The 25,338-nt window shown below is 72.7% G+C and carries 19 protein-coding genes; 5 read left to right on the top strand and 14 right to left on the bottom strand.

The genetic code is table 11. The annotated features are described in order from the left end of the window. Positions 1-125: 125 nt before the first annotated feature. From E1269_RS32165 to E1269_RS09565, 8 genes are all read right to left on the bottom strand, one after another. Entirely contained in the window at positions 126-374 is a 249-nt protein-coding gene (locus tag E1269_RS32165) for a hypothetical protein (RefSeq protein WP_162606319.1), read from the bottom strand. A gap of 143 nt (positions 375-517) precedes the next feature. Next, the gene (locus tag E1269_RS09535) at positions 518-1,405 is read right to left on the bottom strand and encodes an ROK family protein (RefSeq protein ID WP_203433258.1); all 888 of its coding nucleotides are present in this window, start codon (positions 1,403-1,405) and stop codon (positions 518-520) included. Beyond that, positions 1,402-2,862 (bottom strand): argininosuccinate lyase, encoded by a 1,461-nt coding sequence (locus E1269_RS09540; RefSeq protein WP_131893754.1) that lies wholly within the window; start codon positions 2,860-2,862, stop codon positions 1,402-1,404. The genes E1269_RS09535 and E1269_RS09540 overlap by 4 nt, the downstream gene beginning before the upstream one ends. Then, positions 2,855-3,673, bottom strand: a complete 819-nt coding sequence (locus tag E1269_RS09545) for a creatininase family protein (protein ID WP_131893756.1) — start codon at positions 3,671-3,673, stop codon at positions 2,855-2,857. The genes E1269_RS09540 and E1269_RS09545 overlap by 8 nt, the downstream gene beginning before the upstream one ends. Continuing rightward, a complete protein-coding gene (locus E1269_RS09550; RefSeq protein ID WP_203433260.1) occupies positions 3,661-5,430 on the bottom strand; it encodes an ABC transporter permease in 1,770 nt (589 codons plus the stop codon). The genes E1269_RS09545 and E1269_RS09550 overlap by 13 nt, the downstream gene beginning before the upstream one ends. Beyond that, positions 5,427-6,497, bottom strand: a complete 1,071-nt coding sequence (locus E1269_RS09555) for an ABC transporter ATP-binding protein (RefSeq protein ID WP_131893758.1) — start codon at positions 6,495-6,497, stop codon at positions 5,427-5,429. Before E1269_RS09555 ends, E1269_RS09550 begins: the two co-directional genes overlap by 4 nt. Positions 6,498-6,603: 106 nt before the next feature. Then, the gene (locus E1269_RS09560; RefSeq protein WP_131893760.1) at positions 6,604-7,659 is read right to left on the bottom strand and encodes an extracellular solute-binding protein; all 1,056 of its coding nucleotides are present in this window, start codon (positions 7,657-7,659) and stop codon (positions 6,604-6,606) included. A gap of 81 nt (positions 7,660-7,740) precedes the next feature. After that, positions 7,741-8,895, bottom strand: a complete 1,155-nt coding sequence (locus E1269_RS09565; protein WP_131893762.1) for an ROK family protein — start codon at positions 8,893-8,895, stop codon at positions 7,741-7,743. A gap of 223 nt (positions 8,896-9,118) precedes the next feature. Here E1269_RS09565 and E1269_RS09570 point away from each other — a divergent pair, with 223 nt between their 5' ends. Then, the gene (locus tag E1269_RS09570) at positions 9,119-11,854 is read left to right on the top strand and encodes a sugar-binding protein (protein WP_131893764.1); all 2,736 of its coding nucleotides are present in this window, start codon (positions 9,119-9,121) and stop codon (positions 11,852-11,854) included. A 3-nt stretch (positions 11,855-11,857) separates the two neighbouring features. On the opposite strand, the gene E1269_RS09575 is transcribed toward E1269_RS09570, so the two are convergent. The 6 genes from E1269_RS09575 to E1269_RS09600 form a co-directional block, all read right to left on the bottom strand. Further along, positions 11,858-13,111 (bottom strand): low temperature requirement protein A, encoded by a 1,254-nt coding sequence (locus E1269_RS09575; RefSeq protein WP_203433262.1) that lies wholly within the window; start codon positions 13,109-13,111, stop codon positions 11,858-11,860. Positions 13,112-13,167: 56 nt separating this feature from the next. After that, positions 13,168-14,499: a hypothetical protein gene (locus tag E1269_RS09580; RefSeq protein WP_131893766.1), complete on the bottom strand. Its 1,332-nt coding sequence runs from the start codon at positions 14,497-14,499 to the stop codon at positions 13,168-13,170. Positions 14,500-14,535: 36 nt separating this feature from the next. Further along, positions 14,536-14,853, bottom strand: coding sequence for a PepSY domain-containing protein (locus E1269_RS09585; protein WP_131893767.1), 318 nt, complete (start codon positions 14,851-14,853; stop codon positions 14,536-14,538). 93 nt (positions 14,854-14,946) lie between these two features. Next, on the bottom strand, positions 14,947-16,239 hold the full coding sequence (locus E1269_RS09590; RefSeq protein ID WP_131893769.1) for a sensor histidine kinase: 1,293 nt from the start codon (positions 16,237-16,239) through the stop codon (positions 14,947-14,949). 49 nt (positions 16,240-16,288) lie between these two features. Continuing rightward, entirely contained in the window at positions 16,289-16,966 is a 678-nt protein-coding gene (locus E1269_RS09595; protein WP_131893771.1) for a response regulator transcription factor, read from the bottom strand. Between the two features lie 4 nt (positions 16,967-16,970). Next, the gene (locus tag E1269_RS09600; RefSeq protein ID WP_203433264.1) at positions 16,971-17,441 is read right to left on the bottom strand and encodes a hypothetical protein; all 471 of its coding nucleotides are present in this window, start codon (positions 17,439-17,441) and stop codon (positions 16,971-16,973) included. A 247-nt stretch (positions 17,442-17,688) separates the two neighbouring features. On the opposite strand from E1269_RS09600, the gene E1269_RS09605 reads away from it, so the two are divergent. The 4 genes from E1269_RS09605 (at position 17,689) to E1269_RS09620 (ending at position 25,289) form a co-directional block, all read left to right on the top strand. Next, positions 17,689-18,936, top strand: a complete 1,248-nt coding sequence (locus E1269_RS09605; protein ID WP_131893773.1) for a HupE/UreJ family protein — start codon at positions 17,689-17,691, stop codon at positions 18,934-18,936. Between the two features lie 36 nt (positions 18,937-18,972). Next, on the top strand, positions 18,973-23,697 hold the full coding sequence (locus E1269_RS09610; protein ID WP_162606320.1) for an outer membrane protein assembly factor BamB family protein: 4,725 nt from the start codon (positions 18,973-18,975) through the stop codon (positions 23,695-23,697). Positions 23,698-23,901: 204 nt separating this feature from the next. Further along, positions 23,902-24,579 carry a hypothetical protein gene (locus E1269_RS32825; protein WP_203433266.1) on the top strand — a complete coding sequence of 226 codons (678 nt, stop codon included), beginning with the start codon at positions 23,902-23,904 and terminating at the stop codon, positions 24,577-24,579. 98 nt (positions 24,580-24,677) lie between these two features. Continuing rightward, positions 24,678-25,289: a class F sortase gene (locus tag E1269_RS09620; RefSeq protein WP_162606321.1), complete on the top strand. Its 612-nt coding sequence runs from the start codon at positions 24,678-24,680 to the stop codon at positions 25,287-25,289. The last annotated feature ends 49 nt before the right edge of the window (positions 25,290-25,338 follow it).

Raw genomic sequence — 25,338 nt, forward strand, 5'->3', positions numbered from 1 at the left:
GGTCGGTGCAGGAACGGTGTGTGGTCGCTGTCGCGTGCCCGCATCGAGGATCCGCTACATCACCCGGGTGTTCTCGACCTCACCAGGCTTACGAGCATGGTGGAGCACACACGATCCTCGTGATGTCAGCGATCGTTCTGGCCCGGCGGCGTCGACTGGGCGAACCTCTCCACTGCCTGGAACCAGGCCGAACGTACTGGGCGGTGCGGCTGCCGGCCGGTGCGAACGCGTTCAACGTGCTGCTGGTCAAGCGCTTCATGGTCGGCCTGTCCCACGATGTCGACGAAGCGGCCGACCCTGCAGCCCTGGTCTGTCCGGCTGCCGATCATCCGCGACACCGTCGAGCTGGACGTGTTCCTGGCCGCGCTGCTCATCTCGATGGCGCTGCCGATCGCGATCTTCCTGCTCTTCCAGCGAATGTCCGGCCTCGACCGGGCGCGTCAAAGGGGCCTCATGCGGCACCGGCCCCGCCACGTGCCCACACCCCGCGTGCGCCGGCGCCCGACCGGCGTTGATGTCAGGTCGAGGCGGCGTCGGCCGCCAAGGTGACCGCGCCCACGAGCGGCGCGTCCTGGGCGAAGCCGGACACCACGACGCCGGGCACGAACACCAGGTGCGAGCGCAGCCGCTCGGTCAGGCGGGTCACGATGCGCGCGCTGCCGGTGAGCCCGCCGAACAGCACGACCCGCTCCGGATCCAACAGCAGGCACATCCCGACGACGACGCGGGCCATCGTGTCGATGCGTTGGTCGACGACGGCGCTGAGCTCGGGGTCCGCGGCGGCGACCAGCTCCGCGGCACCGCCGGACAGGCCGTGTGCCGCGGCGAGGTCGTCGAGCACGCGGCCGCCGAAGACCGCCTCGAGGTGCGCCTCGTCCGGGTCCAGCGTGCCGGCGCCGCCGAGCGTGTAGCCGATCTCGCCGGCGGCGCCGTGGAAGCCCGGCACGACCCGGCCGCCGACGGTGAGGGCCGCGGCCACGCCGGTGCCCAACCCGAGGACCAGGCCCGGGTCGGCGTCGCGGAGGCTGCCGTGGCGTGCCTCGGCGAGCGCGGCGGCGTTGACGTCGTTCCACACCGGCACCGGGATGTCGCCGAGCCGGGACCGCAGCGCGTCGGCCAGTCGCAGCTCTCCCCAGCCCGGGACGTTCGGCGCGAGGTCGATGCCGTCAGGCCGGACCACGCCGGGCGTGGCGATCCCGGCGGCAAGAAGCGGCCGGCCGGAGTCGGAGACCAGCTTCTCCGCGGCGTCCAGCGCCCGGGCGAGGGCCCGCTCGGCGCCGTCGACGGCGTAGGTGGGCAGCCGTCGCCGCGCCACGATGGTGGCGTCGGGCTCGGCGAGCGCCAGCGCCATCTTGGTGCCGCCGAAGTCGATGCCCAACAGCAGCCCAGATGTCGGAACGCTCACGCGGCGACCCGCTCGCGCACCACGTCGTCGAGGCGGGCAGCGGCCGCGTCCAGCCGGGCCCGGTAGGCGGCCAGGTGCTCGGCGGACCGGGCGACGCTCCCCCGCAGCGCCGCGACCTGGCGGCGCACGGCGACCGTGCCGGGCCCGTCGACCTGCTCGCGCCGGAGCACCCGCGCGGGGTCGTTGGCGGCGGCGATCAGCTCCTTGGCGGCTTCCTCGCCGACGTCGGCGAACCCCAGCTCGTCCGTGACCTCCAGCACCGTCCCGACGGTCCACCGGTCCGGTTCAGCCTCGCGCAGCAGCTGGCCGACCACCGAGTGCGCGCCCCGGAACGGCACGCCCGCCGCGGTGAGCGTGTCGGTGGCGGCGGTGGTCGTAGCGCCGGTGGCGACGATATCGCCGGCCGCCGGCGGCGACAGCGGCTCGATGCGCGCGGTCACCCCGCCGAGCAGGCGGAAGAACCGGCGGGCGCGGTCGTCGCTCTCCCACAGCCGCGCCTGCACGTCGGTCGTCGCGTTGTTGGAGTCTTCCCACCACGCGGCGCCCACGTTGTTGAGCACCGAGGCGGCGTCGGCCGCGGTGGCGCCGGCCATGGAGACCAGGTGCTCGAACACGACCGGGTTGCGCTTCTGCGGCATGATGCTGCTGCCCTGCGTGAACTCCGCCGGCGTGGTCACCCATTGCCAGCTCAGCCAGTCCATCAGGGTGCGGGCGAAGCGGGCACCGGTGGCCAGCGCCTGCGCGTTGAGCGTGGCCACCCGCATGAGGTGATCAGCGCCGGCCACGGCCTCGTAGGAGTTCACGACCAGCCCGTCGAAGCCGAGCAGCTCGGCCACGCGGGCGGCGCTGATGGCCAGGTCGGTGCCGGCGAACGCGCACGAGCCCAGCGGCGACACGTTGACCTCGTCGAGCAGGGCGGAATAGGCCCCCGCCTGGCCGGCCAGCGCCTCGGCGTAGCCGGCGAACACGTGCCCGATGGTGGTCGGCTGCGCCGGCCGGCGGTGGGTGTACCCGATGACGACGACGTCGGCGTAGCGGTCCGCGGCGTCCAGCAGCACCGCGGCCGTCGCAAGTACCTCGTCCTGGACCGCGGCCAACTGCTCGCGCAGGATCATCCGGAACACGCCCTGGTCCAGGTCGTTGCGGCTGCGCGCCAGCTGCACGTCCAGCTCGGAGGTGTCGATGCCGCAGGCGGCGGCCAGCCGCTTCTCCACCGTGAAGTAGACGTCCTCGACCGAACCGTCGTACGTGAGCGCCGCCGGGTCGTCGGCGCGCATCGCCTCCAGCCCGCGCAGCAGCGTCGCGGCCCGCCCGGACGGGATCAGGCCCTGCTCGGCGAGCATGACCACGTGCGCCCGGCTGGCCTGCACCATGGGCCCGTAGAGCGTGGCCGCGTGGTGCTCGAACGCTACCCGCAGGTGGTTCTCCTGGTAGACGGTCAGGGCCCGGTCAGGCATCGGCCTCTCCTGTGTTCGGTGTTCCGTTCGCGGATGGTGCGGTCCCGGGTGGGTCCGGCAGCGGCGCGGCCAGCCAGGCCTCGACGAGCTCGCGCAGCCGTAGCGCGCCCAGCTCGCGGACCCGCCGCCCGGCGTCGTCGCCGACCAGCGACACGTGGCCGGACCACCCCTCCCACGGCGTGGGGCGCGACTCCACCAGCACGTACGGGCTCGGGGTGGAGAGCTTTGGCCGGGGCGGCAGATCGCGGGTGGCGGCGAGGTCGACGGCATCGGGCGCGAAGCCGAGCACACCGCTGGTCTCGTACGCGCCGCCGTGGCCGCGCGCCGGCAGCGGCCCGAAGATCTCGGTCGTCTCCTCCGGCGTGATCAGCTGGAACCAGTTGGCCAGCAGGAGGCTGCACCGGCCCCGTCCGGACACCCATTCCATGGCGGCCCGGACGATGGACATGTTGGCGTCGTGCCCGTTGACCACGAGCACGCGGACGAAGCCGGCCGCGACGATGCCCTCCAGCACGTCGCACAGGTACGGCAGCGCCACCTCGGGGCGTACGCCGACGGTGCCCGGCCACGGCCGGGTCTGCCCGGGGCAGGCGGTGTACGCGATGGACGGGTACAGCACACCGGACGGGGCGTCGGTGTCCTCCGCCCAGGCCCGGGCGAACCCTTCGGCGAGCAGCAGGTCGGTGCCCAGCGGCAGGTGCGGGCCGTGCCACTCGAACGCGCCGACCGGCAGGACCGCCAGGTCGGCGCCGGCGACGACGTCCGGCCAGGTCGCGCCGGTCACCCGGGTCGAGTCGATCAGCCCGCCCACTGGGTCGCCTCCTTGGCCGAGCGGGACGACCGGCCGCGCTCCAGCCGGCCGCTGACGAGCATCACGATGAAGATCAGCACGATCTGCAGCATGCCGTACGCCGCCGCCGTCCCCACCTCGAACCGGTACATGCTGTTGTTGATGGCGACGGAGATCGGCTCGGTCTGCGACGTGTAGATCAGGACGGACGCGACGAACTCCCCGACGCCGTGCACGAATGCCAGCAGCGCACCGGCCACCACGCCCGGCAGCACCAGCCGCACCGTCACCGTCAGGAATGCCCGCGGCCAGGACGCGCCCAGGTTGCGGGCGGCCTCCTCCAGCGCCGGGTCGGTCTGCGCGAGCGCGGCGGACGTCGAGCGGAACACCATCGGCAAGAACCGCACGAAGTAGGCCAGCGGCATGATCCAGAACGTGGCGACCAGCACCTGGCCGAAGCTGAACACGCTGCCGGTGCTGAAGGCCGCGATGAGGTTGATCGCGACGACGGTGCCGGGAAGCGCCCAGGCCAGCATCACGCCGATGTCCAGCAGCGACCGCCCGACGAACTGCAGCCGGCGCACCGCGTACGCGATGAGCACGCCGACGACGATGATCCCGGCGGTGGCGACCGCGCTGATGGTCAGCGAGTTGAGGATCGGCTCGAAGGCGCGCGGGTCGTCGACGATGGTCCGGAAGTTCTCCGTCGTGTACTCCGACGGGATCACCTGCGTGGTCCAGGAGCCGTCGCGCGAGAACGCCACCAGCCCGATGGTCGCCACCGGCGCCAGCAGCACCGCGACGCCCACCAGCGAGCCGACCATGGCCAGCCAGCGGCCCAGCGGATTGGTTACCTCGCGCCGGTGGCTGGCCACGCCCTTGGACTGCGACCGGTACGACCGCCGGCCCTCGTACCACCGCATGGCCAGTAGGAACAGGATCGACACCACACCGAGGACTGAGGCGTACGTCGACGCCAGCGGCATGTCGCCGTTGGTGCGGTTGATGTAGATCTGCATGGTCATGGTCTGGTCGACGCCGAACAGCAGCGGCGCGGTGTACGACGCCAGCGACGTCATGAACACCAGGAGCGCGCCGGAGACCATGGCGGGGGTCAGCATCGGCAGCAGCACGGTGCGCCACATCCGCAACCGGGACGCGCCCAGATTGTAGGCCGCCTCCTCGACTGACGGGTCCAGCCCGCGCAGCGCCGCGGACGCGGCCAGGTAGAAGAACGGGTACATGGTGAACGTGTGGACCACCAGCACACCGGCGATCCCGCTCACCGCCAGCACCGGCTCCTCGGTGCCGAACAGCTGCTGCAGCGCCCGAGGCAGGATGCCGGTCTCGCTGTAGAGCAGCTGAAACGAGATGGCGCCGATGAGCGGCGGCAGCGCGGCGGGCACCAGGATGATCGCCTCGATGAGCCCGCGGCCAGGGAACTGGAACCGGCGCAGCAGGAACGCCATCGCGACGCCGACCACGCCGCACAGCACGACGCTGGCCACCGAGATGAGGATGGAGTTGATCAGCGACTGTTGGGCGACGCCATCGCTGGACAGGAAGCCGGTGTAGTTGTCGCCGGCGTTCTCGCCGACGCTCTCGAAGAACGTCGCCAGCATCGGCTGGACGATGTAGCCCCACAGCACCAGCGCCAGCGGGAGCACCAGCAGGTACGGGAACCAGCGGGAGCCGGTGATCGCACCGCCGCGCAGCCGCCGGGCCGGCGCGGCCGGTGGCGCCTCGGCGACGGGGTCCGGCGAGGTGCGCACGCTCACGGCCGGACCACCCACAGGTGCTCCGCTGGCAGCACCACGCCGACGGTGGCGCCGGCGGCGAGCCCGGCCGGGACCTGGACGGCGGCGACGTGCAGCTCGGTGCCGGCGAGGTCGACCACCACGTTGGTGGACATGCCGGTGAACTCGGTCTCGACGACAGTGGCGCGCAGGCTGCCGGCGACCTCGGGCACGGTCAGCCGGATGTTCTCCGGGCGCACCGACACCAGCGCCGTCGCCGGTGCGCTCAGCCCGTGGTTCGACGGTGCCGCGGCCCGCAGCGTGACGCCGTCGGGACCGGTGACGTCGACGTGCTCCGGCCCGGCGCCGGCGGCGGGCAGCTCCAGCACGTTGCTGCGCCCGATGAACGTTGCGACGAAGCGGTTGGCCGGGCGGCGGTAGATCTCCTCCGGGCTGCCGACCTGCTGGACGGTGCCGCCGTTCATGACGGCGATCCGGTCGGACATGGCCATCGCCTCGGCCTGGTCGTGCGTGACGTAGATCGAGGTGGTGTTGGCCTCGCGCTGGATGCGGCGGATCTCCAGCCGGGTCTCCTCACGCAGCTTGGCGTCGAGGTTGGACAGCGGCTCGTCCAGCAACAGCGTGCGGGGCCGGATCACCAGCGCCCGCGCGAGCGCGACCCGCTGCTGCTGGCCGCCGGAGAGCTGGTCGATGCGGCGTCCGCCGTAGCCCGCGAGGTGCACCTGCTCCAGTGCCTCGTCGACCCGGCGGCGGGCCTCCGCGCCGCGCACTTTGCGCGTCTTGAGCCCGTAGCCGACGTTCTGCGCCACGCTGAGGTGCGGGAACAGGGCGTAGTTCTGGAACACCATGCCGGTGTCGCGCTTGTTCGGCGCCGTGCGGGTGACGTCGTCGGCGCCGAAGAAGATGCGGCCCGCGGACGGGAAGTAGAACCCGGCGACCATCCGCAGGGTCGTGGTCTTCCCGCAGCCGCTGGGGCCCACCAGCGTGAAGAACTCGCCGTCGCGGATGGTCAGGTCGACCGTGTCGACCGCGGGCTCCCCGGAGCGGGAGAACACCTTGCTCACCGCATCGAGCCGGACCTCGACCATGTCTCACCTTCCCCTTGTGTGGCTCCGCCTGATCGACGCAAGAGCTGCCGGCGGATCGCGTCGTCCGGCGGGCGCACCGTCAGCACGCCCGCCGGACCACTGGGCCTCAGCCCTTGTTCTTGATGTTCTCGTTCCAGTAGTTGATCCAATCGGTCTCGTGCTGACCGATGGTGGCCCAGTCGACCTCCATGGGCTGCAGGTCGAGGTTCGCCAGCCACTCCGGCTGCTCGGAAATTTCGACGGTCGGGATCTGGTAGTAGTCCGCGGCCAGCTCGGCGCGCAGCCCGTCCTCGAATAGGAACTCCAGGAACTCCGTGGCGGCGTCGGTGTCGCCACCGGCCACCGCCGCCACGCCGTCGACCAGCACCGGCGCGCCGGAGGCGGGCATGACGTAGTCGAAGGGCATGTTCTGCTGCTCGGCCTGGATCAGGATGTCCTGGAGGTTCCAGGCGCTGAGTACGCCCTGCTCGCGCGACATCTTCAGGTAGAGGTCGGCCGGGTTGGCGGCGTACTCGGCGGTGTTGGCGTCGAGCTGCGTCAGCCACTCGTACCCGGGCTGCGGGTCGGTGCCGTCGGGCGACTCCTTGAGGATCATCGCGGCGTAGATCGAGCGCATGGTGCCGGAGGCGGCCACGTCGCGGATGATGATCTGGTCCTGCCATTTCGGGTCGAGCAGGTCGTCCCAGTCCTGCGGCGCCTCGTCCTCCGACAGCGCCGCGTTGTTGTACATGATGACCTCGGGCAGCAGGATCTCGCCGAACCAGCGGCCGTCGGGGTCCTTGTGCCCGTCCTCGATGTCCGCGGCGAAGGCCGGCTCGATCGGCTCGAGCAGGTCCTCCGCGGCGCCGGCGTCCAGGCCCTGCTGGGTGCCGCCCCACCAGACGTCGGCCTGCGGGTTGGACGCCTCGGCACGCACCCGCTCGAGCACCTCCTGGGCGCCAAGGTTGAGCACCTCGACGTTCCCGGCGTACTCGGGGTGTTCCTCCTCGAACCGCTCCACGACGAAGTCGGTGATGTTGGAGTCGCGGGCGCTGTAGATCGTCAGGCTGCGCGATTCCGAGCCGCCGCCGTCGGACGTGGTCTCGCCGTCGTCGCCGCCGCAGGCGGTCAGGACCATGCCGAGCGCGACGGTCGCGCCGAGCACGATGATGGGGCGTCGCATGGATACCTCCGTTGTGTTGTGGTGACGTTCTGGGACGCGCGGCGGACGCGGCGTGCGTCGCGGTGTCCGGCGCCGGGTAGGTCAGGTCGGTGGCACCGCCATCAGGCCGGCGGCGGTGAGCGCGGAGCTGATGGCGCCGTACAGGACCGCCTGTTCGCCGAGCGCGCCGCGGCGGATCTCCACCGGGGCCGGCACGTCGGCGTCGACCAGCTCCTGCAGCCGCGACAGGGCCGCGTCGTCGAGCTCCGCGGCGGCGCCGCTGAGCAGGACCCGTCCGGGGTCGACGACGCAGGCGCACGAGATGACCAGCCGCGACCACGCCACTAGCACCTCGTCGAGGTACTCCCGCGCGGCGGTGTCGGCGGCCGCGGCGGCGATCAGTGCGGCGACCGGGCTGGCGCCGTCCCGGTCGACGCCGGCTCCGTCGCAATAGGCGGCGATGGCGCTCTCGGACCATTGCGCCTCGAACGCGCCAACGCCGTCGTGGGTGTGCGCGTCGCGGTCCAGCGTCATGAAGCCGACCTCGCCGGCAGCGCTGGAGGCGCCTCGTCGCACCCGCCCGTCGAGCACGAGCCCGGCGCCGACACCGTCGGTGACGTGCAGCAGCATGAGGTCGCGCACGTCGGCGCCGGCACCGGCGGCATGCTCGCCGGCCACCATGAGGTTCACGTCGTTGTCGACGACGACGGAGACCCCGAGGCGTTCGCGGATGCCCTCGCCGATGGAGCGGGTCTCGACGACGCCGACGGACGGCGCCAGCCGGACCTCGCCATCGGCGGTGACGCCGGGCACCGCGACGGCGACGCCGCGCAGCTCCGGCCGCCCCGCCCCGGCCAGTCGCGGCACGACGTCGCAGATGGTGGCGACGATGTCCGGACCGAGCGGCACGTCCTCGTGTGCGATGACGGTGCCGTCGCTGTCGGCGATCTCGCAGCGCGCCTGGTGCGGCTGAAGCGCCACCGCGGCGACCAGTTCGGCGCGCGGGTTGAACTCGAGCTTCTCGCGCGGCCGGCCGGACCGGGATGAGTCGGCACCGCGTTCGATCAGGTAGCCTTCCGCGATCAGCTCGCGGACGAGCGGTGTGAGGGTCGCAGGGCTCAGCCCGGTCAGTTCGGTCAGCTGTGATCGCGAAAGCAGCCGGGCCTGACGGGCCGCGGAGATGACCGCGGACCGCTTGATCTCCCGGGAACGCTCGCGTCGTACAGGGCTCGCCGGGACTTTGAATTGCGCCTTCACGGTTATTTTCTACGGCGAAAGAACTTCATCAGTCAAGACACGGTTCGGACACGGTGAGTCTCGGGTCGTTATTTTTCGTTCTCCGAAGGAAAAATCTCGCGAACTCTTGCCAACCGGCCGGCGACGTCCCTAGGGTCGCCATTTGAAGGCCTTCTAGGACGCTCGGCCGGCGTCCGTCATCCCGTCGTTCGCGCAGTGGTCGCGCGTCGTAGAGAGGGCTCACATGGATCTGAACCTGAACCGTCGCAGCTTCCTGCGAGGGACCGGTGCCGTGACCGCCGCGGCCGTCGGCGCCGTGTCCGGGCTGCGGCTGCTGACACCGGCGGAGCGGGCGCTCGCCACACCGGAGGGAACGGTGAAGCTGGACATCCTCTACATCGGAGCCCATCCCGACGACGAGGCCGGCACGCTCGGCGCGCTCGGCCAATGGAACGAGTACCACCAGGTCAGGTCCGGGGTCATCACCATCACCCGCGGCGAGGGCGGCGGCAACGCCGTCGGCCTGGAGGAGGGCCCGCCGCTGGGCCTGCTGCGCGAGGCCGAGGAGCGTCGCGCGGTCGCCTACGCCGGGATCGAGCACATCTACAACCTCGACGGGCTGGACTTCTACTACACCGCCAGCGCGCCGCTGAGCGAGCAGATCTGGGGCCACGAGAGCACCCTGGGCCGCATCGTGCGCGTCGTGAGAGCCACCCGGCCCGCTGTCGTCGTCACGATGAACCCGTCGGCCACCGACGGCAACCACGGCAACCACCAGCAGGCGGCCAAGCTCGCCGTCGAGGCCTACTACGCCGCCGCCGACCCCGACCGCTTCCCCGAACACGCCGAGGAGGGCTTCGAGCCGCACCGGGTCGGCCGCATCCTCCAGAGCGGCGCGGTGGGCCGCGGCCCACTCGGCCCGGACGGCCCGACCACCGGCTACACCCCGAGCGTCCCCACCGACGTCGTCTTCGGCACCTGGGACGGCACGGTCTCCGAGCGCCATGGCGGCGAGCGGTGGAGCGTCGTCAAGACCTGGGCCGCGCACGAGTACGTCACCCAGGGCTGGAGCACCCGGCCGTTCCCGCCGTCGGACCCGGCACAGATCTCCAGCCAGTGGTTCACGCTCATCGACACCCGCACCCCGTACCCGGCTCCGACGACGGGCGGCGTCGCCGCGATCCAGGGCGCGGCCCTGCCGGCTCCGGACGGGCTGCCGCTGGGCACCGAGTTCTACCTGGAGCCGCCGGGCTTCCACGTGCTGCCGGGGTCGACATTCGAGCTGGTCGCATACGCCAGGGCGGCCGCGCGGCAGCCCGTGCCGGGCGCGACCGTGGCGGTCGAGGTGCCGGCCGGCTGGACGGTGACCGGCTCCGGCCGACTGGGCACGCTGGAACCGGGCCGGGCCGCGTCGGCGCGGTTCACCGTCACCGTGCCGGCCGACGCCGTGGTCGGTGAGCGGTTCGTCCTGCACGGCACGCTGACCAGCCCGCAGCACGGTACCGGCGCCGCCGGCGAGGTCGTCGAGATCGGCGCGCCCGTGCGCGGCACGCTGGAGCCGCTCCCGGAGATCGCCCGATTCCGCGAGTGGACCGCCGCCAACCGGGTCCAGCACCTGGACAGCCTCATCCTGCCGCTGCTGGCGCTGGGCAGCGGGCTGTCGCGCGAGATCCGCGTCGACCTGGCCAACACCGGCGACCACCCGCACTCGGGCACCGTCACGCTCTCCGCGCCGGCCGGGTTCTCGGTGACGCCGGCGTCGCGGAACTACCAGGACCTGGCGCCGGGCGGCACCGGCGCCGTGACGTTCACCGTCACCAACACCGACCCCTCGCTGCCCACCTCGAACCGGGCGCCGAACGACGGCCGGTACCCGATTCAGATCGTCACCACCTACGACGGCGGCAGCGGCACCGAGGACGCCGCGCTGCTGCTGGTGCCGGCGTTGTCGCTGGAGAAGGCCGCGACCCCGCCGCGGGTGGCCGGCGACGTCGACGAGAGCGAGTTCCCCGGCGAGGTCATCGACATCTCCACCCGCTGGGAAGGCACCGAGGCGCCGGCCGCGGACATCTCCGGGCACGCCAGGATCACCTACACCGACGACGCCTTCTACGTCTACGTGAAGATCACCGACGACACGCTGGGCTTTGTGCTGCCGCCGGAGGACACCAAGCGCCAGCGGCGCACCGACTCCGTCGAGATCAACATCGACCCGCGCGGCACGTCGGCCAACACGTCGACGGTGTTCATCGCCGGCATCTTCCCGATCACCGACGACCCCGCCAACGGCAACCCGCCGAGCTTCCACCGCGACCGCGACAACCGGCAGGGACCCGGACCGCAGACCGCGCCGGGCATGGAGGTCGCATCGAGCGTCAGCGACCCCTACGCCGGGTACACAGTGGTGGCCAAGATCCCGTTCGACGTGCTGCCGGACACCCTGGACCCCCAGCACGTCGGGTTCAACATCCTGGTCAACGACTCCGACACGCAGGACAAGAGCAGCCAGACCCGGATCGGCTGGTCGACGTGGCGGGGGGTGCGCGCCGACCCGTACCGCTGGGCCGTCGTGTCATTGCCCGAGCTGGCGACGAGCCCGTCCACGCCGAAGGAGCCGGTGCTGCCCGACACCGCCGCCAAGAGCGTCGACTCGCCCCAGAGCATCCTGCAGTCGGCCGGCGACATCGTCCCGCTGGGCGGCTGGCGCTCGCTGGGCGACGGGTCGATCGAGGTCCTGGACGCCTCGGCCGATGCCGGGACGGCGACCGTGCGGCTGCGTGCCCGCCGGGCCGGCCGGGCACGGGTGTTCGTCTGGGACGGCACGACGGTGCTCGGGCGGCAGGACGTGGACGTCAGCGCCGGCCTGCACACGGTGAGCGTTGTGCTGTCCAACGAAAGCGGCGACGGCGACGGGGACCGCTGGGCCCTGGTGTCGCTGGAGTCCGGCGAGGCCAACGACGCTGCCGCCCGCCGCCTCTGACCGTCACCGGTTCCCGTGATCATGTTCCCTCGGGTCGCTGAGTGACCCTGAGGGAACATGAGCACGGGAGTGTGCCGCCCGGGCCCGACGGTGTTCGGCCACGGCCAGCGCGCCCAGGACCAGCAGGACGAACGCCGACGTCACCACCCCGCTCGCGTTGGCCATCACCGGCACCGCCGCCACCATGGCGACCAGTGCGACGACGGCGGGCCAGCCGACGCGGTGACCGACCCGGATACCGCACGCCATGAGGCCGAGCAGGTACAGCGCCGGACCGCCGAGTACCGCGACGGCACCCACGACTTCCATCTCGTGATCGGGGTGGGCGACGACGAGCTCGTCGCCCACCGCCGTCAGCACGATGCCGCCGACGATCGGCAGGTGCAGGTACGTGTAGATGTCGCGGCCCAGCGCGCCGACCTCGGTCATCGTGCTGTGGCCCATCCGATGCAGGATGACCGGCGACGCGCCGGTGAAGTACAGCCACCACAGCGCCACCGAGCCCAGGAACGACAGTCCGAGAGCCAGGCCGACCTCGGCGCCCAGGTCAGTACCGGCCGCCGTCGCCCCGGTCAGCACGATGCTCTCGCCCAGCGCGATGATGATGAACAGCTGGAACCGTTCGGCGAAGTGGTGGCCGTCGATGGACCACTGGCTCATCGGCGTATCACCGACACCGGGCAGCCAGTACCGCACCAGCGGCGCCGCCAGGTCCAGGCCCAGAGCCACCAGCCACAGCGGCCAGCGGGCGTCGTCGACCAGGCCGCCGGCCACCCACAACGGCGCGGACAGGACGCTCCAGGCGAGGATCTGCCGGAAGTTCTGGTGAAACACGCCCGGTGGCGTCACCGCGACGACGAACGCGTTGCGGCCGATCTGCAGCGCGGCGTAGCTGCAGCCGAACAGCAGCGCCAGATCGCCGAAGCCGCGCGGGATCGCCACGGACATCAGCAGGCTTGCCAGCATCACGAAGACGAGCACCAGCCGGACCGGCGCGGTCTCCGGATCGAACCAGTTGGCCATCCAGGTCGTGTAGTTCCACGCCCAGTAGACGGCGACCAGCATGAACGCCGTCTCGGCGGCGCCTTGCCAGCTCAGGTGCTCGGCCAGCAGGTGATGCGAGAGCTGAGTGATCGCGAAGACGTAGACCAGGTCGAAGAACAGCTCGAAGAACGTCGCGCGCTGCTCCTGCCCGGACGGGCGGATGAGCCGGATGGCGGGAATGACGGTGTCGTCGTCACGCATCGCGTCGGACATGCAGCGGAGCGTAGTACCGGCCCGGCCGCGCGGGCGACAACCGCACCGGGGTCGGCTCAGCCGGCGGCGCGCACCTGTTCGAGCACGGCGGACACTTCGGCGGCGACGGCGTCCGCGTCGGCCCGCTCGGCCGCGGCCCGCAGTGCCCTGAGCGTCTGGTCCAGGGCCGCGGCCGGCACCTGGTCCAGGGCGTGCGCCACACGGTCGCGGATCGCCTCCAGGATCGACACGTCCGAGAGCATCCCGGCCCGGTCGCTCTCGGCCGCGTCGGCGAGCAGCTGCCGTGCGACGACACCCAGCCTGTCGACGTCGACCTCGGCCGGCGGCCGGTACACGAGGGTCAGGTCCAAGGCAGCGGTGACGGCGTCGAGTGCCGCGCGCCGGGTGCCGGCAGCGTCGCCGTCGCCGGCCCCCCCGACGACGGTGTCCAGAGCCTCGCCGAGCCGGTCGGCGAGGCCACGGGGTGCGTTCGGCGGACGACCGGCCCGCCAGCCGGCGGCCGTCGCGGCGGCTTCGTCGCGCACCGCGGCCCAGTCGCCGGCGGTCACCTCGTCGCCGGCGCCGAGGGTGTCGACGATGCCCATCGCGGCGGTGACCACGTCGCGCAGCGCGACCGGCACGTCGACACCCTCGACGGCGTCCGCCGGGACCGCGACGACCACCTCGACCAGCTCGTCCGGGGCCTCGGCGCGGAACTCGCCGTATCCGGGCGCGAAGACCTTGTGCTCGACGGCGCCGTCCATGAGGTGCTCCTCGGTGCGGATGGCGCCGGCGACCGGCCCACGCGGCCCGTCGGCGGTCTGGCCGACGGCCTGGACGGTGACCTCCTCGAAAACCAGCCCGGGGATGTTCTCCGGCCGGAAGACGTCGCCCTCCCGCGGGTCGGCCGGCATGATCAGGCCTGCGGGTCCGTCCGCGCCGGCCAGCCAGCTGCCCTCGTGGTCGGCGACGCCCCCGTCGGCGTAGTTGTCGACCGTCTCGCCCAGGTACCAGACCCCGCCCTCGTCGTCCTGTGCGTAGTAGTCCAGCGCGACCTCGATGATACGACCGGACCGATAGGCCACGTACTGCGCGACGGCGGCCTCGATCTCCTGGTCCGCCCATCGCACGGTGATCGTCCGGGGCAGCGTGGTCACCTCGACCCGCAGCGGCTCACCCTCCTCGTCGCCGAGCTGGATGGTCTGGCCTTCCTGCTGGACCGGGAACAGCGGGTTGGTGACGGCGGTCGGCGTGGTGAACGCCGGCGTCGCGGTGTCGATCCGCCGAGTGACGCCATCGCCATCGCGCCCATCGCCGTCACCGTCGCGGCTGTCGCCTTCGCCACCGCACCCTGCGAGCACCAGGCCGGCCAGCGCCGCCACCGTCGCGGCAGGGAGCACGCGTCGCATCGCCGTCTCCCCTGATTCCGCGCTTCCGCCCGAGCCTCAGTCGTCGCCGTCGCCGGTGCCGTCCGGCGCGTCGCTCAGGACGGTGAAGTCCTGGTCCAGGTGGACGTCGAGCTGACGGCCGCCGTCGAGGGTGACCTCGACTTCGAAGTAGCCCTCCTCGTCGGCGATTTCGGTGTTGGTGACGGTGCCGGCGCCCGTGTGCTCCAAGGCGGCCTCGCTGGCGCGTCGCAGCGCGTCACCGGTGATGGGCGCCTCGCCGTCGTCGCCGGCTCCGGCACCCATCGCCGCGACGCCGCCGGCCACCGCCGCTACGGCTGCCGCGACGGCGCCGATCAGGGCCTTCAGATGCTTCATGGTTCTCACTCCTTCGGATCGGCGCGGGTGACCATCCCACCGTGGCCGATCGCCGCTGAACCGGCGCTGAACGACCCTGACCGCCCGTTCAGGTCAGCGACCGGCGGGCAGCCAGACGACGACACGGGCGCCACCTGACGGTGCGTCGCCCACCTCGACGGCGCCCCCGTGCGCAGCGACCAGCTCGTCGACGATGGCCAGGCCCAGTCCGACGCCGCCGACGTCGCGGTCGCGCGCCTCGTCGAGCCGGACGAAGCGGCGCAACACTCGTTCGCGGTCCGCCGCCGGGATGCCCGGGCCGTCGTCGTCGACGGTCACGACGACACCGCCGTCGTGCTCGCTCACCGAGAGCGATATCGCGGCCGACGCGTGCCGGACGGCGTTGTCGCCGAGGTTGCGCAGGACTCGCCGAAGCGCCGCCGCGTCGCCGTTCACCCGTCCCGCCGAGACGCCGGTGGTGTCGACGGCGAGGCCGGTGTCCCGGCGCAGCCGCCGCGACTCGTCGAGCACGAGGTCGTCAACGTCGACCGAGCGCGCGGCCAGGCGCAGGCGCCGCTCGTCGGCGCGGGCCAGCAGCAGGAGATCCTCGACCAGATGCTGGACCCGGAGGTCCTCGGCCAGGACGGTGCCGGCGAGCTCCGGCACGGTGGTGCGGCCGGGGTGGGCCAGCGCGACCTCGGCGTGCTGGCGGATCGACGCCACCGGAGAGCGCAACTCGTGCGAGGCGTCGGAGACGAACTTTCGCTGCCGGCTCCGGGCTTGCTCCAGCCGCCCGAGCATGCGGTTCATCGTGCGGGCCAGCCGGGAGATCTCGTCGTGGCCGGTGCCCTCGGGAACCCGCCGGTGCAGCTGCGACCCGGAGATCGCGTCCACCTCCGACCGGATCGCCTCGACCGGCGCGAGCGCCCGGCCCGCCGCCCGCCACGTCGTGAACCCGACGACGGCCAGCGCGACCGGCAGCCCGGCGGCCAGCAGCCTAATCACGACCGCGGTGGCCTCGCCGACGTCCTCGACCGACTGCCCGACGACGACCACCTGGTCGCCGGCGCTGGCCGCGGCAGCGATCATCTCGTCCCCGGCCGGCAGCTCCACCCGGGCGGTCCGTCCCGGCTCGACGTCGACGGCCTCGGCGCCGGTGACGTTGCCAGTGGCGTCGGCCACCACCCCGGAGCCGTCGACGACCTGCACGAAGCTGTCGTCGTCGAACCCGTCGCCGAGTGCCGGCGCCCGGCCCGCGGCCATCGCGGCGGCGAGGTCGTCGGCGCGCGCCTGGACCGCGTCCTCCGCCTGCTGCAGCAGCGTGGCGCGCATGACGAGCACCAGCGCGACGGCTCCGAGCGCCAACGCCAGCCCGACCACCAGCAAGGCACCGAGCGTGGTGCGCATCCGGACCGACCTCCACCGCTCCCGCCGGCGATCGCCGGGCCGGCGCGTCTCAGCCACCGTCGGCCGCCAGCCGGTACCCGGCGCCGCGCACGGTCTCGATGCCCGCGCGCCCGAACGGCCGGTCGATCTTGTTGCGCAGGTGCCCGACGTACACCTCGACGATGTTGGGGTCACCGTCGAACGCCTCGTCCCACACGTGCCCCAGGACATCGAGCTTCGAGACGACCTCACCGCGACGGCGCAGCAGGAACTCCAGGACGGAGAACTCCCGCGCGGTCAGCTCCAGCTCGGTGTCGCCGCGCCAGGCCCGCCGCGCTCCCGGGTCCGCGCGCAGGTCGCCGGCTTCCAGGACGACCGGGCGCTCGCGCAGGTCACGGCGGATCAGCGCGCGCAGCCGGGCCACCAGCACGTGGTGTGAGAACGGCTTGGTCAGGAAATCGTCGGCGCCGGTCTCCAGCGCCTCCACCTCATCCCACTCGCCGTCCTTCGCGGTCAGCACCAACACCGGCGTCCAGACGTCGCGCTCGCGCAGCCGAGCGCACACCTGGTAGCCGTTCAGCCCGGGCAGCATGAGGTCGAGGACGACGACGTCGTAGGTCTCCTCGACGGCCAGCCACAACCCGTCCGGCCCGGTCGCGGCCAGGTCGACGGCGAAACCCTCGGCCTCGAGCCCGGCGCGCACCCCGGCGGCCAGCCGCCACTCGTCCTCCACGACCAGGACCCGCATGGCGTCACTCCCTCGGTGGACCGACAGTGCCGCCGGCGACCTGAACGCCCGCTGAACGCGGCCCGCAGAGGGCACCGACGACGGCGCCGAAGGCCGCGTGGTCCAGCAACTGCGGCACCCGTGGCAACGACCGCAGATGCGGATAGCGACGCCCGACGAGCTCGAGGTCCAGCACCGCGATCGCCAGGCCGGCGACCGCCCCGCCCGCGATACGCGTCGGGCCCGCACCCTGGTGCCGGCGGGCGGCCGCGCACAGCACCGCCGTCCACCAGGCCGACACCGCGACGTGGGCGGCCACCCCGGCGACCGGCCCGGGGCGGTCGCGCCGGCCGGGAAGCAGGGTGCCAGCCGCGCGGGTCGCACGCAGCGGGTCGTCGCCGGCCGCCAGCGCCCACAGCGTCGACGGCGCGCCGCTCACCGTCGCCGCCACCGCCCAGACGCCCAGCGCCCGCAACCGCCGCTGACCCAGGCCCATGCTCCATGGTGGACCCGGCATCGCCCGTCGGCGGCGGTTCGGACCCGTTTGGTCGCCCGGCCCACAAGCCCCGGGGAGCCGCGGTGTTGCGACGCTGTCGCGGACGGACCGCCCGGTAGCCGACCTGCCGATGGAGCGTGCGCGAACCCTGGGCGAAGAACGGGCGACGACCGTTGCCGGCGGGAACTCCGGCGAACCAGGGTGAATCCGGCGGATGCCCAGCCCCATACGCCGGAGAGGGGTCCCGATGACGACGCGTACGTCCCGCACCCACCGAATGTGGGCCGGACTCGCGGTCGTCCCGTTCCTCCTGCTCCTCGCCGCAGGATCGGCCGCGTCGCACGTGCGCACGAGCGACGGGTACTCAGAGATCCGCTCCCACGGCGACGGCGTCGACTACCGGCTGAGCCTCGAGCACGAGATCCTCGCCCGTGGCATCGGCATGGGCACCCACGCCATCGAGGCGCCCGACGACCCGGCGCGCCGTGCGGCCCTGACCGAACACCACGAGCTCGTCGAGCGCTACCTCGCTGGGCGGGTCGAGATCGTCGCCGACAGCGTAGCCTGCGACCTCACCCTGGAGCGGACCGATGTCGAGCAGCGGCCGGCCTCGGACGCCACCGCCGCGGACATCCCGTACGCGGTGCTCGAGCTGCGCTTCGACTGCCACGGCGCCGGGTCGGGCGAGTACGTCGTCCACTACTCGGTGTTCTCCGGCCGGCCCGTCGACGGCGCGAACGGCGGCGCGGACGACGCCCTGGGCTCCGACGCCGTCGTCGACGACCACACCACCACCGTCGACTACGACCTCGGCGGGGAGCGCGGCCGGGTCGTGCTGGACGGCGGCCACGACAGCTTCAGCGTCGGCGAGCAGTCCGTCGGTCCCGCGGCGCTGCGTGCGCTCCTGATCGGGTTCGAGCGCTCGGCCGGCGTGCCGGACCACGCCCTGTTCGTGGTGGCGCTCGTCCTGGGAGCGTCGACGGTGTCCGGGCTGGTCCGGCTGGTGGCGGTGTTCGCGCTGGCCCAGGGCGCGGCGCTGACGTTCGCCGCGGCCACCGCGACGACGGCGCCGGCCGAGGTGGTCGGCCCGCTGGTGGCGCTGTCGGTGGTCTACGCCGCCGGTACCGCGCTGGGCGCGTCCTCGCGGGGTGCCACCGCGCTGGGCGGCGCCGCTGGCGGTTCCGCGCGCGGTGTCCGCTCCCTCGGCGACGCGCCGACGCGGTACCGGCTGCTCGTCGTCGCCGCCGCCGGGCTGCTGCACGGGCTGGACCTGGCCGGCGAGCTGCGTTTCGGCGGGCCGCTGGGCCGCGACCTGGTGACGTCCTTCGGCGGAGTCGTGGCCGGTCTCCAGGTCGGGCACCTGCTGGTGGCCGCCGCCCTGTTCCCACTGGTCGCGATCGCGCGGCGGTACGCGTGGTCGGCCCTGACGCAGCTGGCGGCGGCCGCCACCGTCGCCGTCACCGGGCTGGCCTGGTTCGTCGACAGGCTCTTCTGATCCTCCGTGTTCCCGACCCGTCGAATGGAGACGAAGTTGAACGCGTTCAGCGAACGCCTCTCCCCCGAGGCGCTCGGCCGGCTGCGCCGCGTGATCAACGCGGCAGTGGTCTTGCTCGTGGGACTGGCGCTGCTCGGGCCGGTCGCGAGCGTGGTCGCCGAGACGATCGACCCACCGGTGGCGCGCGTCAGCGGCACGGTGTTCGACGACAGCAACGGCAACGGCCAGCACGACGCCGGTGAGCCGGGCGTCGCCGGGGTCAGCGTGTCCGACGGCGTCGCGATCGTCGAGACCGACGACGACGGCCGCTACCAGCTCGACCTGGACACCGACCGGCGCATCACCGACATGGTGTTCATCAGCCAGCCCGCGGGCTACCAGGTGCCGCCGGACGAGTTCATGACACCGCGCTTCTACCAGCTGTTCGGCCAGGTCGCCGACGGTGAGCAGCGCACGGCGGACTTCGCGCTCACCCGTGTCCCAGGCAGCGAGAGCGCGACGTTCTCGTTCGCGAACATCGCCGACCCGCATGTGAACCCGCAACTGCCCGAGCAGATCCACGAGATCAACTCGACCTCGAACGACGTCCCGTTCATCGCCGTGAGCGGCGACCTCACGAACAACGCCACCGACGCGGAGTTCACGACGTACAAGAACGCGACGGCCGGCTCGGAGGTCCCGGTCTGGCCGGCGGTGGGCAACCACGAGTACTTCTCCGGCGGCGGCACCGGATATGCCGCGCGCATCGACAACTACCGCCGGCACGTCGGCCCGGAGTGGTACTCCTTCGACTACGGCAACCGGCACTTCCTGGTGCTGGAGAACAACGGCCAGGCACCGTTCGACGAACAGCTGAACTGGATCCGCCGCGACCTGGCCGCCAACGTCGGCGGCAAGGAGCTGGTGGTCCTCGCGCACCAGCCGATGAACGTGCCGTTCGGTTCGCCATCCACGTACGACCAGTACGGGGACCTGTTCGCCGAGTACGGCGCCGAACTGATGCTCGTCGGGCACGAGCACTCCAACGACGTCGAGCCGGACAGTGAGTTCGCGCCGACCGCCAAGCACATCCAGACCGTGTCGAGCTCGTACACCATCGACAACGCGCCGCGCGGCTTCCGCTACATCCACCTGCGCGGCGACGAATTCGTCAACCCGTTCCGGATGTACGGCGTCGACCAGGCGCTGACCATCACCAGCCCGGCGCCGGACAGCGAGGTGAGCGCCGACGGCCACCGCACCGGGTTCCCGGACATCCAGGTCAACGCCTACGACACCGCCGACGAGGTGACTCGCGTCCGTTACCGGATCGATGACGGCAGCTGGCGCAGCCTGACCCCGACCGGCGAGCTGACCTGGCACTCGGAGTTCGTCGGCCGGGCGCCGGCGGTCGGCGAGCACACCATCGAGGTGGAGGCGGTCAGCGAGGGCGGTGGCCGCTGGACGGAGTCGGCCACGTTCACCATGACCGACGAGCCGCTGGTGACACCGGTCGCGGGCGCGGCCTGGAACCAGCACCACGGCGACTCGGCGCACTCCGGCGTCGCCGCCGACGTGGTCGAGCCCGGCCTGGAGCTGGCCTGGAGCTACCGCACGCCCGGCACGTTCCTCACCGGTTCGCCGGTGATCGTGGACGGCGTCGTGTACGCCGGGACCCGCGACGAGAACGGCGACGGCAACGCCGCCTTGCATGCGGTGGACCAGGTGACCGGCGAGCGGCTCTGGGAGTTCCCGGTGCCGTCGTCGGTGGTCGGCACGCCGGCCGTACTGGGCGACACCGTCTTCGTCGGCACCCTGCGCGGCTCCCTGTTCGCCGTCGACCGGGCCAGCGGCGAGCTGGTATGGCAGCGCGACACCGAGGAGGCCCCGGAGCCGAACAACCAGCGCGCCTACGGCTACTACTCCCCCGCCGTCGCCGACGGCAAGGTGTTCTGGGCATACCAGACCCGCTACGGACCGGCCAGCCAGGGCCTGCTGACCGCGCTGGACCCGGCCACCGGCGACACCATCTGGGCCTCGCCGATGTCCGGCGCCACCATGAGCGACGGCACGCCCGCCGTCGTCGACGGGCAGGTCTTCGTCGGCAGCCAGACCGCCGACCGAGTGCTGGCCTACGACGCCGAAACCGGCGCGCGGCAGTGGACGTCGTCCGCCGTGCTCGGCGGCTGGCAGGACGGCGTCCCGGCCGCGGCTGACGGACGGGTCTTCATCGGATCGAACAACGGCATCGTCGCCCGCGACGCCGCCACGGGCGCCGACCTGTGGACCTACCGCAGCCCGCACTCCTCCCGGGTGTCCAGCGGCTCCACGCCGTCGGCGCCGACCGTCGTCGGCGACGTCGTCTACATGGGCTTCCCCAGCGGTGCGGTGACGGCGCTCAACGCCCGCACCGGCGCGGTGCTGTGGGACCGGCTGCTGCCCGGCGGCACCTACACCGGCGGCGTGCACTCGTCGCCGGCGCTGAGCGGCCAGACCCTGTTCGTCGGCGCCAACAACGGCTGGCTGTACGCGCTGGACAGCGTGACCGGCCAGCCGCTGTGGCAGTACGAAGTCGGCACCTGGGTCGCCTCCGGCCCAGCGGTCAGCGGCAACACCGTCGTCGCCGGCGCCTGGGACGGCAACCTCTACGCGTTCACGCCCGGCGGGGAGGCGGCGGCGCGCTGGGCCCGCGTCACCGGCACCGTCACCGACGCGACGACCGGCGCGCCGATCGCCGACGCCCGCATAGTCGCGACCAGCGGCGACACGTCGCTGTCCACCTCGACCGACGCCGACGGGCACTACGTCCTCGGCCTCGGCGCGGGCACGTACACGCTGTCGACGGCGAAGCGCGCGTTCCTGCCGACCGACGCCTCGTCGACGACGGTGACCGTGGGCACGTCCGGGACGCAGGCGGCGGACCTGCGGCTGGCGGAGGTGACTGGCCCGACCGCGGGATCGTCCACGGTTCCGCCGGACTTCGGGGCATCCAGCCCGCGGCTGGACGTCGTCCCCGGCGACACCTACCACTACACGATGAACCCGCGGGTCCAGGCAACCATCTCGTCCAAGGCCGCCGCCAACAACCAGCCCGGCACCCTCGTCGTCGGCAGCCTCGCCGACCTCACCCTGCTGGACGGCACCGCGCAGGAGACGCTCGACTGGAGCGAGCTGATGCTGTCGCGGACGGCCGGCGGACCGGGCACCCCGGACTGGGGGCGCAGCGCGGACTGGCTCGACATCGCCGACATCGGCGTCGAAGGAAACGCTGTCGTCGCCTCCGGCGGGGCCAGGGTCGACGACGACCTCCAGACGACGCTGAGCTACGAGGCGCTGGGCGACGCGCCCGTCGTCAAGATCACGCTGGAGGTGGAGAACACCGGCACCGAGGACTTCGAGGGCTACTTCCAGTACCTGCTCGACCCCGACAGCGCCCAGGACGTGTCGCTGGTGCCCGGCGTCAACGGCCAGAACCCCGGCTACCTTCGCACGGGCTGGACGAGCAACTTCCACTACGTCGGGTCCACCACGCCGCGGCAGGTCCCGGCGCACGGCCTGGCGTGGCTGGAGGACGAGCCGTACGCCCTCAGCGGCTTCGGCTACGTCTCCGGGACCTGGTTCGACGCCAGCGTCGCTGCCGGCGACACCCGCACGATCAGCTGGTACCACATCACCGACTACCCGGCCGCGTCCGGGGACGTCACCGGCAACATCGCGCGCTGGGCGTCGCAGCTGGACCTGCTCGACGACGAGGTCGCGGACCGGTCCCGGGTGGCAGGCACGGTGACGCGGGCCGACACCGCGGAGCCGGCCGCGGGGGTGCTCGTGGAGGCGCTGGCCGGGTCGGGCGTGGTTGGCTCGGTTCGGACCGCGGCGGACGGCACGTACGCGTTGCCGCTGGACCCGGGCGGCTACACGCTGCGGGTGTCCACCCTCGGGTACGCGCCGGCGACGGTCGACGCGTCGGTGACCGAGGGCGGCACGTCGACCGCGGACATAGCGTTGCAGCCGGTGTCGGTCCTGGCCAGCACCGGCCGGACGCTCGCCGGCAGCCTCGTCGAGGGCGGGACGCAGGACGTCGTCCTCGAGAACGACAAGCTGGCGATGGCGGTCTCCCGGGTGTTCGACGACGGGCAGCTGCCTAGCTCGACCGTCGGCAAGCCGGTGGACCTCGCCGTCCGCGGCCGCTCGGACCAGCTGGACTGGCTGAACCTGCCGTACATCGTCGACGAGGAGCCCACCGGCACCGAGGCGTGGCAGCAGACCACCGTCCGCGGCACGGACGTGTCGATCGTCCAGGCGAGCGGCGAGGAGGCCGTCGTGCGCGCCACCGGCACGTCGTCCGCGCACCCGGGCGTCGGCGTCGAGACGACCTACACGATCCGCCCCGGCGAGGAGTGGGTCACCGCCGAGACCGTGTTCACCAACGACGGCTCGGCCGACCTGTCGGTGTGGGTCGGCGACGCCATGGACTGGGACGGCGCCGGCCAGCGCATCGGCGTCCCCGGTCACGGCGTCATCACGACCCCGTACGAGAGCCCGGCGGCGTACCAGCCCGCGGGCCGGTGGATCGGCGCGACCGGCACCGACCCGCAGACGTACGGCGTCGTCTACGACGGCGACGACGAGTTCTCCGCCTACGGGACCGGCAACTGGGTGATGAGCCGCTTCCAGGTGGAGATCCCGGCCGGCGATAGCTACACGCTCAGCCGCCGGATCGTCGCCGCCTCCAACACCGGGTCCGCGGACCCGTTCGCGGTCCTGGAGGCGCTCGCCGAGTAGTCCGTATCAAGCGATGGCGGGTGGTCTGGTGGTGCCATGGCCCCGCGCGCAGATGAGAACCACCGCCCCTGGGATGAGCTCTTGGTGAGAACTCTCTCAACAACGCCCTCAGCGCTGGAGAAACGCTCTCTGGCCAGGACAGATTGAGGTGAGCCGGCAGCCCTTGCCGGCTCGAGAGTCCACCCGACACAAGGGAGTTCGGCCATGCGTTCCAGCAAGATCAGCCTCGCCGCGGCGCTCACCGCGACCGCGGGCCTCACCGCCGCCGGCGTCGCGGTCGCCGCGCCGGCGAGCGCGGCCGTCGAGACCGCGATCGTCACCACCGACGACGACGGCAGCGGCTCCGGTGACGACGACGGCTCCGGCGGCGGTGACGACGACGGCAGCGGCGGCGGTGACGACGACGGCTCCGGCGGCGGTGACGACGACGGCTCCGGCGGCGGTGACGACGACGGCTCCGGCGGCGGTGACGACGACGGCTCCGGCGGCGGTGACGACGACGGCTCCGGCGGCGGTAGCGACGACGGCGGTAGCGACGACGGCGGTAGCGACGACGGCGGCTCCGGCGGCGGTGACGACGACGGCTCCGGCGGCGGTAGCGACGGCGGCGGTAGCGACGACGGCGGCTCCGGCGGCGGTGACGACGACGGCTCCGGCGACGACGGTCAGGCGCCGAGCGGCGGCGTGAACACCGGCGTCACCATGGACGACGACGCCGGAGACGACGACGGTGGCCAGGCTCCCAGCGGCGGCATCGACACCGGTGCCGGCGGCGCGGCCGACGACGGCAACCTCGACTTGCTCGCTCCGGGCGCGTTGGTCGGGCTGGCCGTGATCGGTGGTGCCGGGCTGGCCTGGCGTCGGTTGAGGCTGGAGAGCTGAGCGGGCCGGAGCCCGTTCGCTGCACCCGTGGTGGCCGCCGGCTGAGACGGCGGGCGGCCACCACGGCGGCCACCACGGCGGCCACCACGGCGGCCTCAGTGGCGGCCGCGGCCCTGTGCCTGCTGGTGCCGGCCTGCAGCGACGGCGATCCACCCGGCGCCGCCGGCCCGTCCGCGACCGACGTCGGGTCGCCGGCACCGCGCTCGGCACCGGAGACACCGGCACCCAACCCGACCCCCACACCCACACCCACCCAGGCGGAGCCCGACGTCGCCGACCCGGTCCGCGTCACCATCCCGGCCGTGGACATCGACGCGAACGTCCTGCCGATCGCCGTCGACGCCGGCAACGTCCTGGTGCCGCCGCCGTACGGGGACGCCGGCTGGTGGGAGGCGGGGCCGGAACCCGGAGAGGCGGGCGCGTCCGTCATCGCGGGGCATCTGGACAACGCCGACGGGCCGGACGTGTTCTACCGGCTGGCCGAGGTCGAGGAGGGCGACGAGATCGTGGTGACCCGCGCCGACGGCGGCGCCGGCGTGTTCCGCGTCGTCGACGTGGGCCAGTACTCGCAGGACGCGTTCCCGACCGAGAGCGTCTACGACGCCTCGGACGACCAGCCGCTGCTGCGCCTCATCACCTGCGGCGGCGAGTACGACCGCCAGCTCGGCCGCTACCGCGACAACGTTGTCGTCTTCGCCGAGCGGGCCTGAGATCGGGACCGCTGGCGTCCTGGCGTTGGCCGGGGCGCCAGCGGTCGTT

This window comes from Jiangella asiatica (assembly GCF_004349065.1).
Taxonomy (GTDB): Bacteria; Actinomycetota; Actinomycetes; order Jiangellales; family Jiangellaceae; genus Jiangella; species Jiangella asiatica.

Excerpts from the sequence above, each read along its gene's own strand:
- E1269_RS32165 (WP_162606319.1), bottom strand. The coding sequence starts at position 374 with ATGAGCAGCGCGGCCAGGAACACGTCCAGCTCGACGGTGTCGCGGATG.
- E1269_RS09540 (WP_131893754.1), bottom strand. The coding sequence starts at position 2,862 with ATGCCTGACCGGGCCCTGACCGTCTACCAGGAGAACCACCTGCGGGTA.
- E1269_RS09555 (WP_131893758.1), bottom strand. The coding sequence starts at position 6,497 with ATGGTCGAGGTCCGGCTCGATGCGGTGAGCAAGGTGTTCTCCCGCTCC.
- E1269_RS09560 (WP_131893760.1), bottom strand. The coding sequence starts at position 7,659 with ATGCGACGCCCCATCATCGTGCTCGGCGCGACCGTCGCGCTCGGCATG.
- E1269_RS09570 (WP_131893764.1), top strand. The coding sequence starts at position 9,119 with ATGGATCTGAACCTGAACCGTCGCAGCTTCCTGCGAGGGACCGGTGCC.
- E1269_RS09575 (WP_203433262.1), bottom strand. The coding sequence starts at position 13,111 with ATGTCCGACGCGATGCGTGACGACGACACCGTCATTCCCGCCATCCGG.
- E1269_RS09580 (WP_131893766.1), bottom strand. The coding sequence starts at position 14,499 with ATGCGACGCGTGCTCCCTGCCGCGACGGTGGCGGCGCTGGCCGGCCTG.
- E1269_RS09585 (WP_131893767.1), bottom strand. The coding sequence starts at position 14,853 with ATGAAGCATCTGAAGGCCCTGATCGGCGCCGTCGCGGCAGCCGTAGCG.
- E1269_RS09590 (WP_131893769.1), bottom strand. The coding sequence starts at position 16,239 with ATGCGCACCACGCTCGGTGCCTTGCTGGTGGTCGGGCTGGCGTTGGCG.
- E1269_RS09595 (WP_131893771.1), bottom strand. The coding sequence starts at position 16,966 with ATGCGGGTCCTGGTCGTGGAGGACGAGTGGCGGCTGGCCGCCGGGGTG.
- E1269_RS09600 (WP_203433264.1), bottom strand. The coding sequence starts at position 17,441 with ATGGGCCTGGGTCAGCGGCGGTTGCGGGCGCTGGGCGTCTGGGCGGTG.
- E1269_RS09605 (WP_131893773.1), top strand. The coding sequence starts at position 17,689 with ATGACGACGCGTACGTCCCGCACCCACCGAATGTGGGCCGGACTCGCG.
- E1269_RS32825 (WP_203433266.1), top strand. The coding sequence starts at position 23,902 with ATGCGTTCCAGCAAGATCAGCCTCGCCGCGGCGCTCACCGCGACCGCG.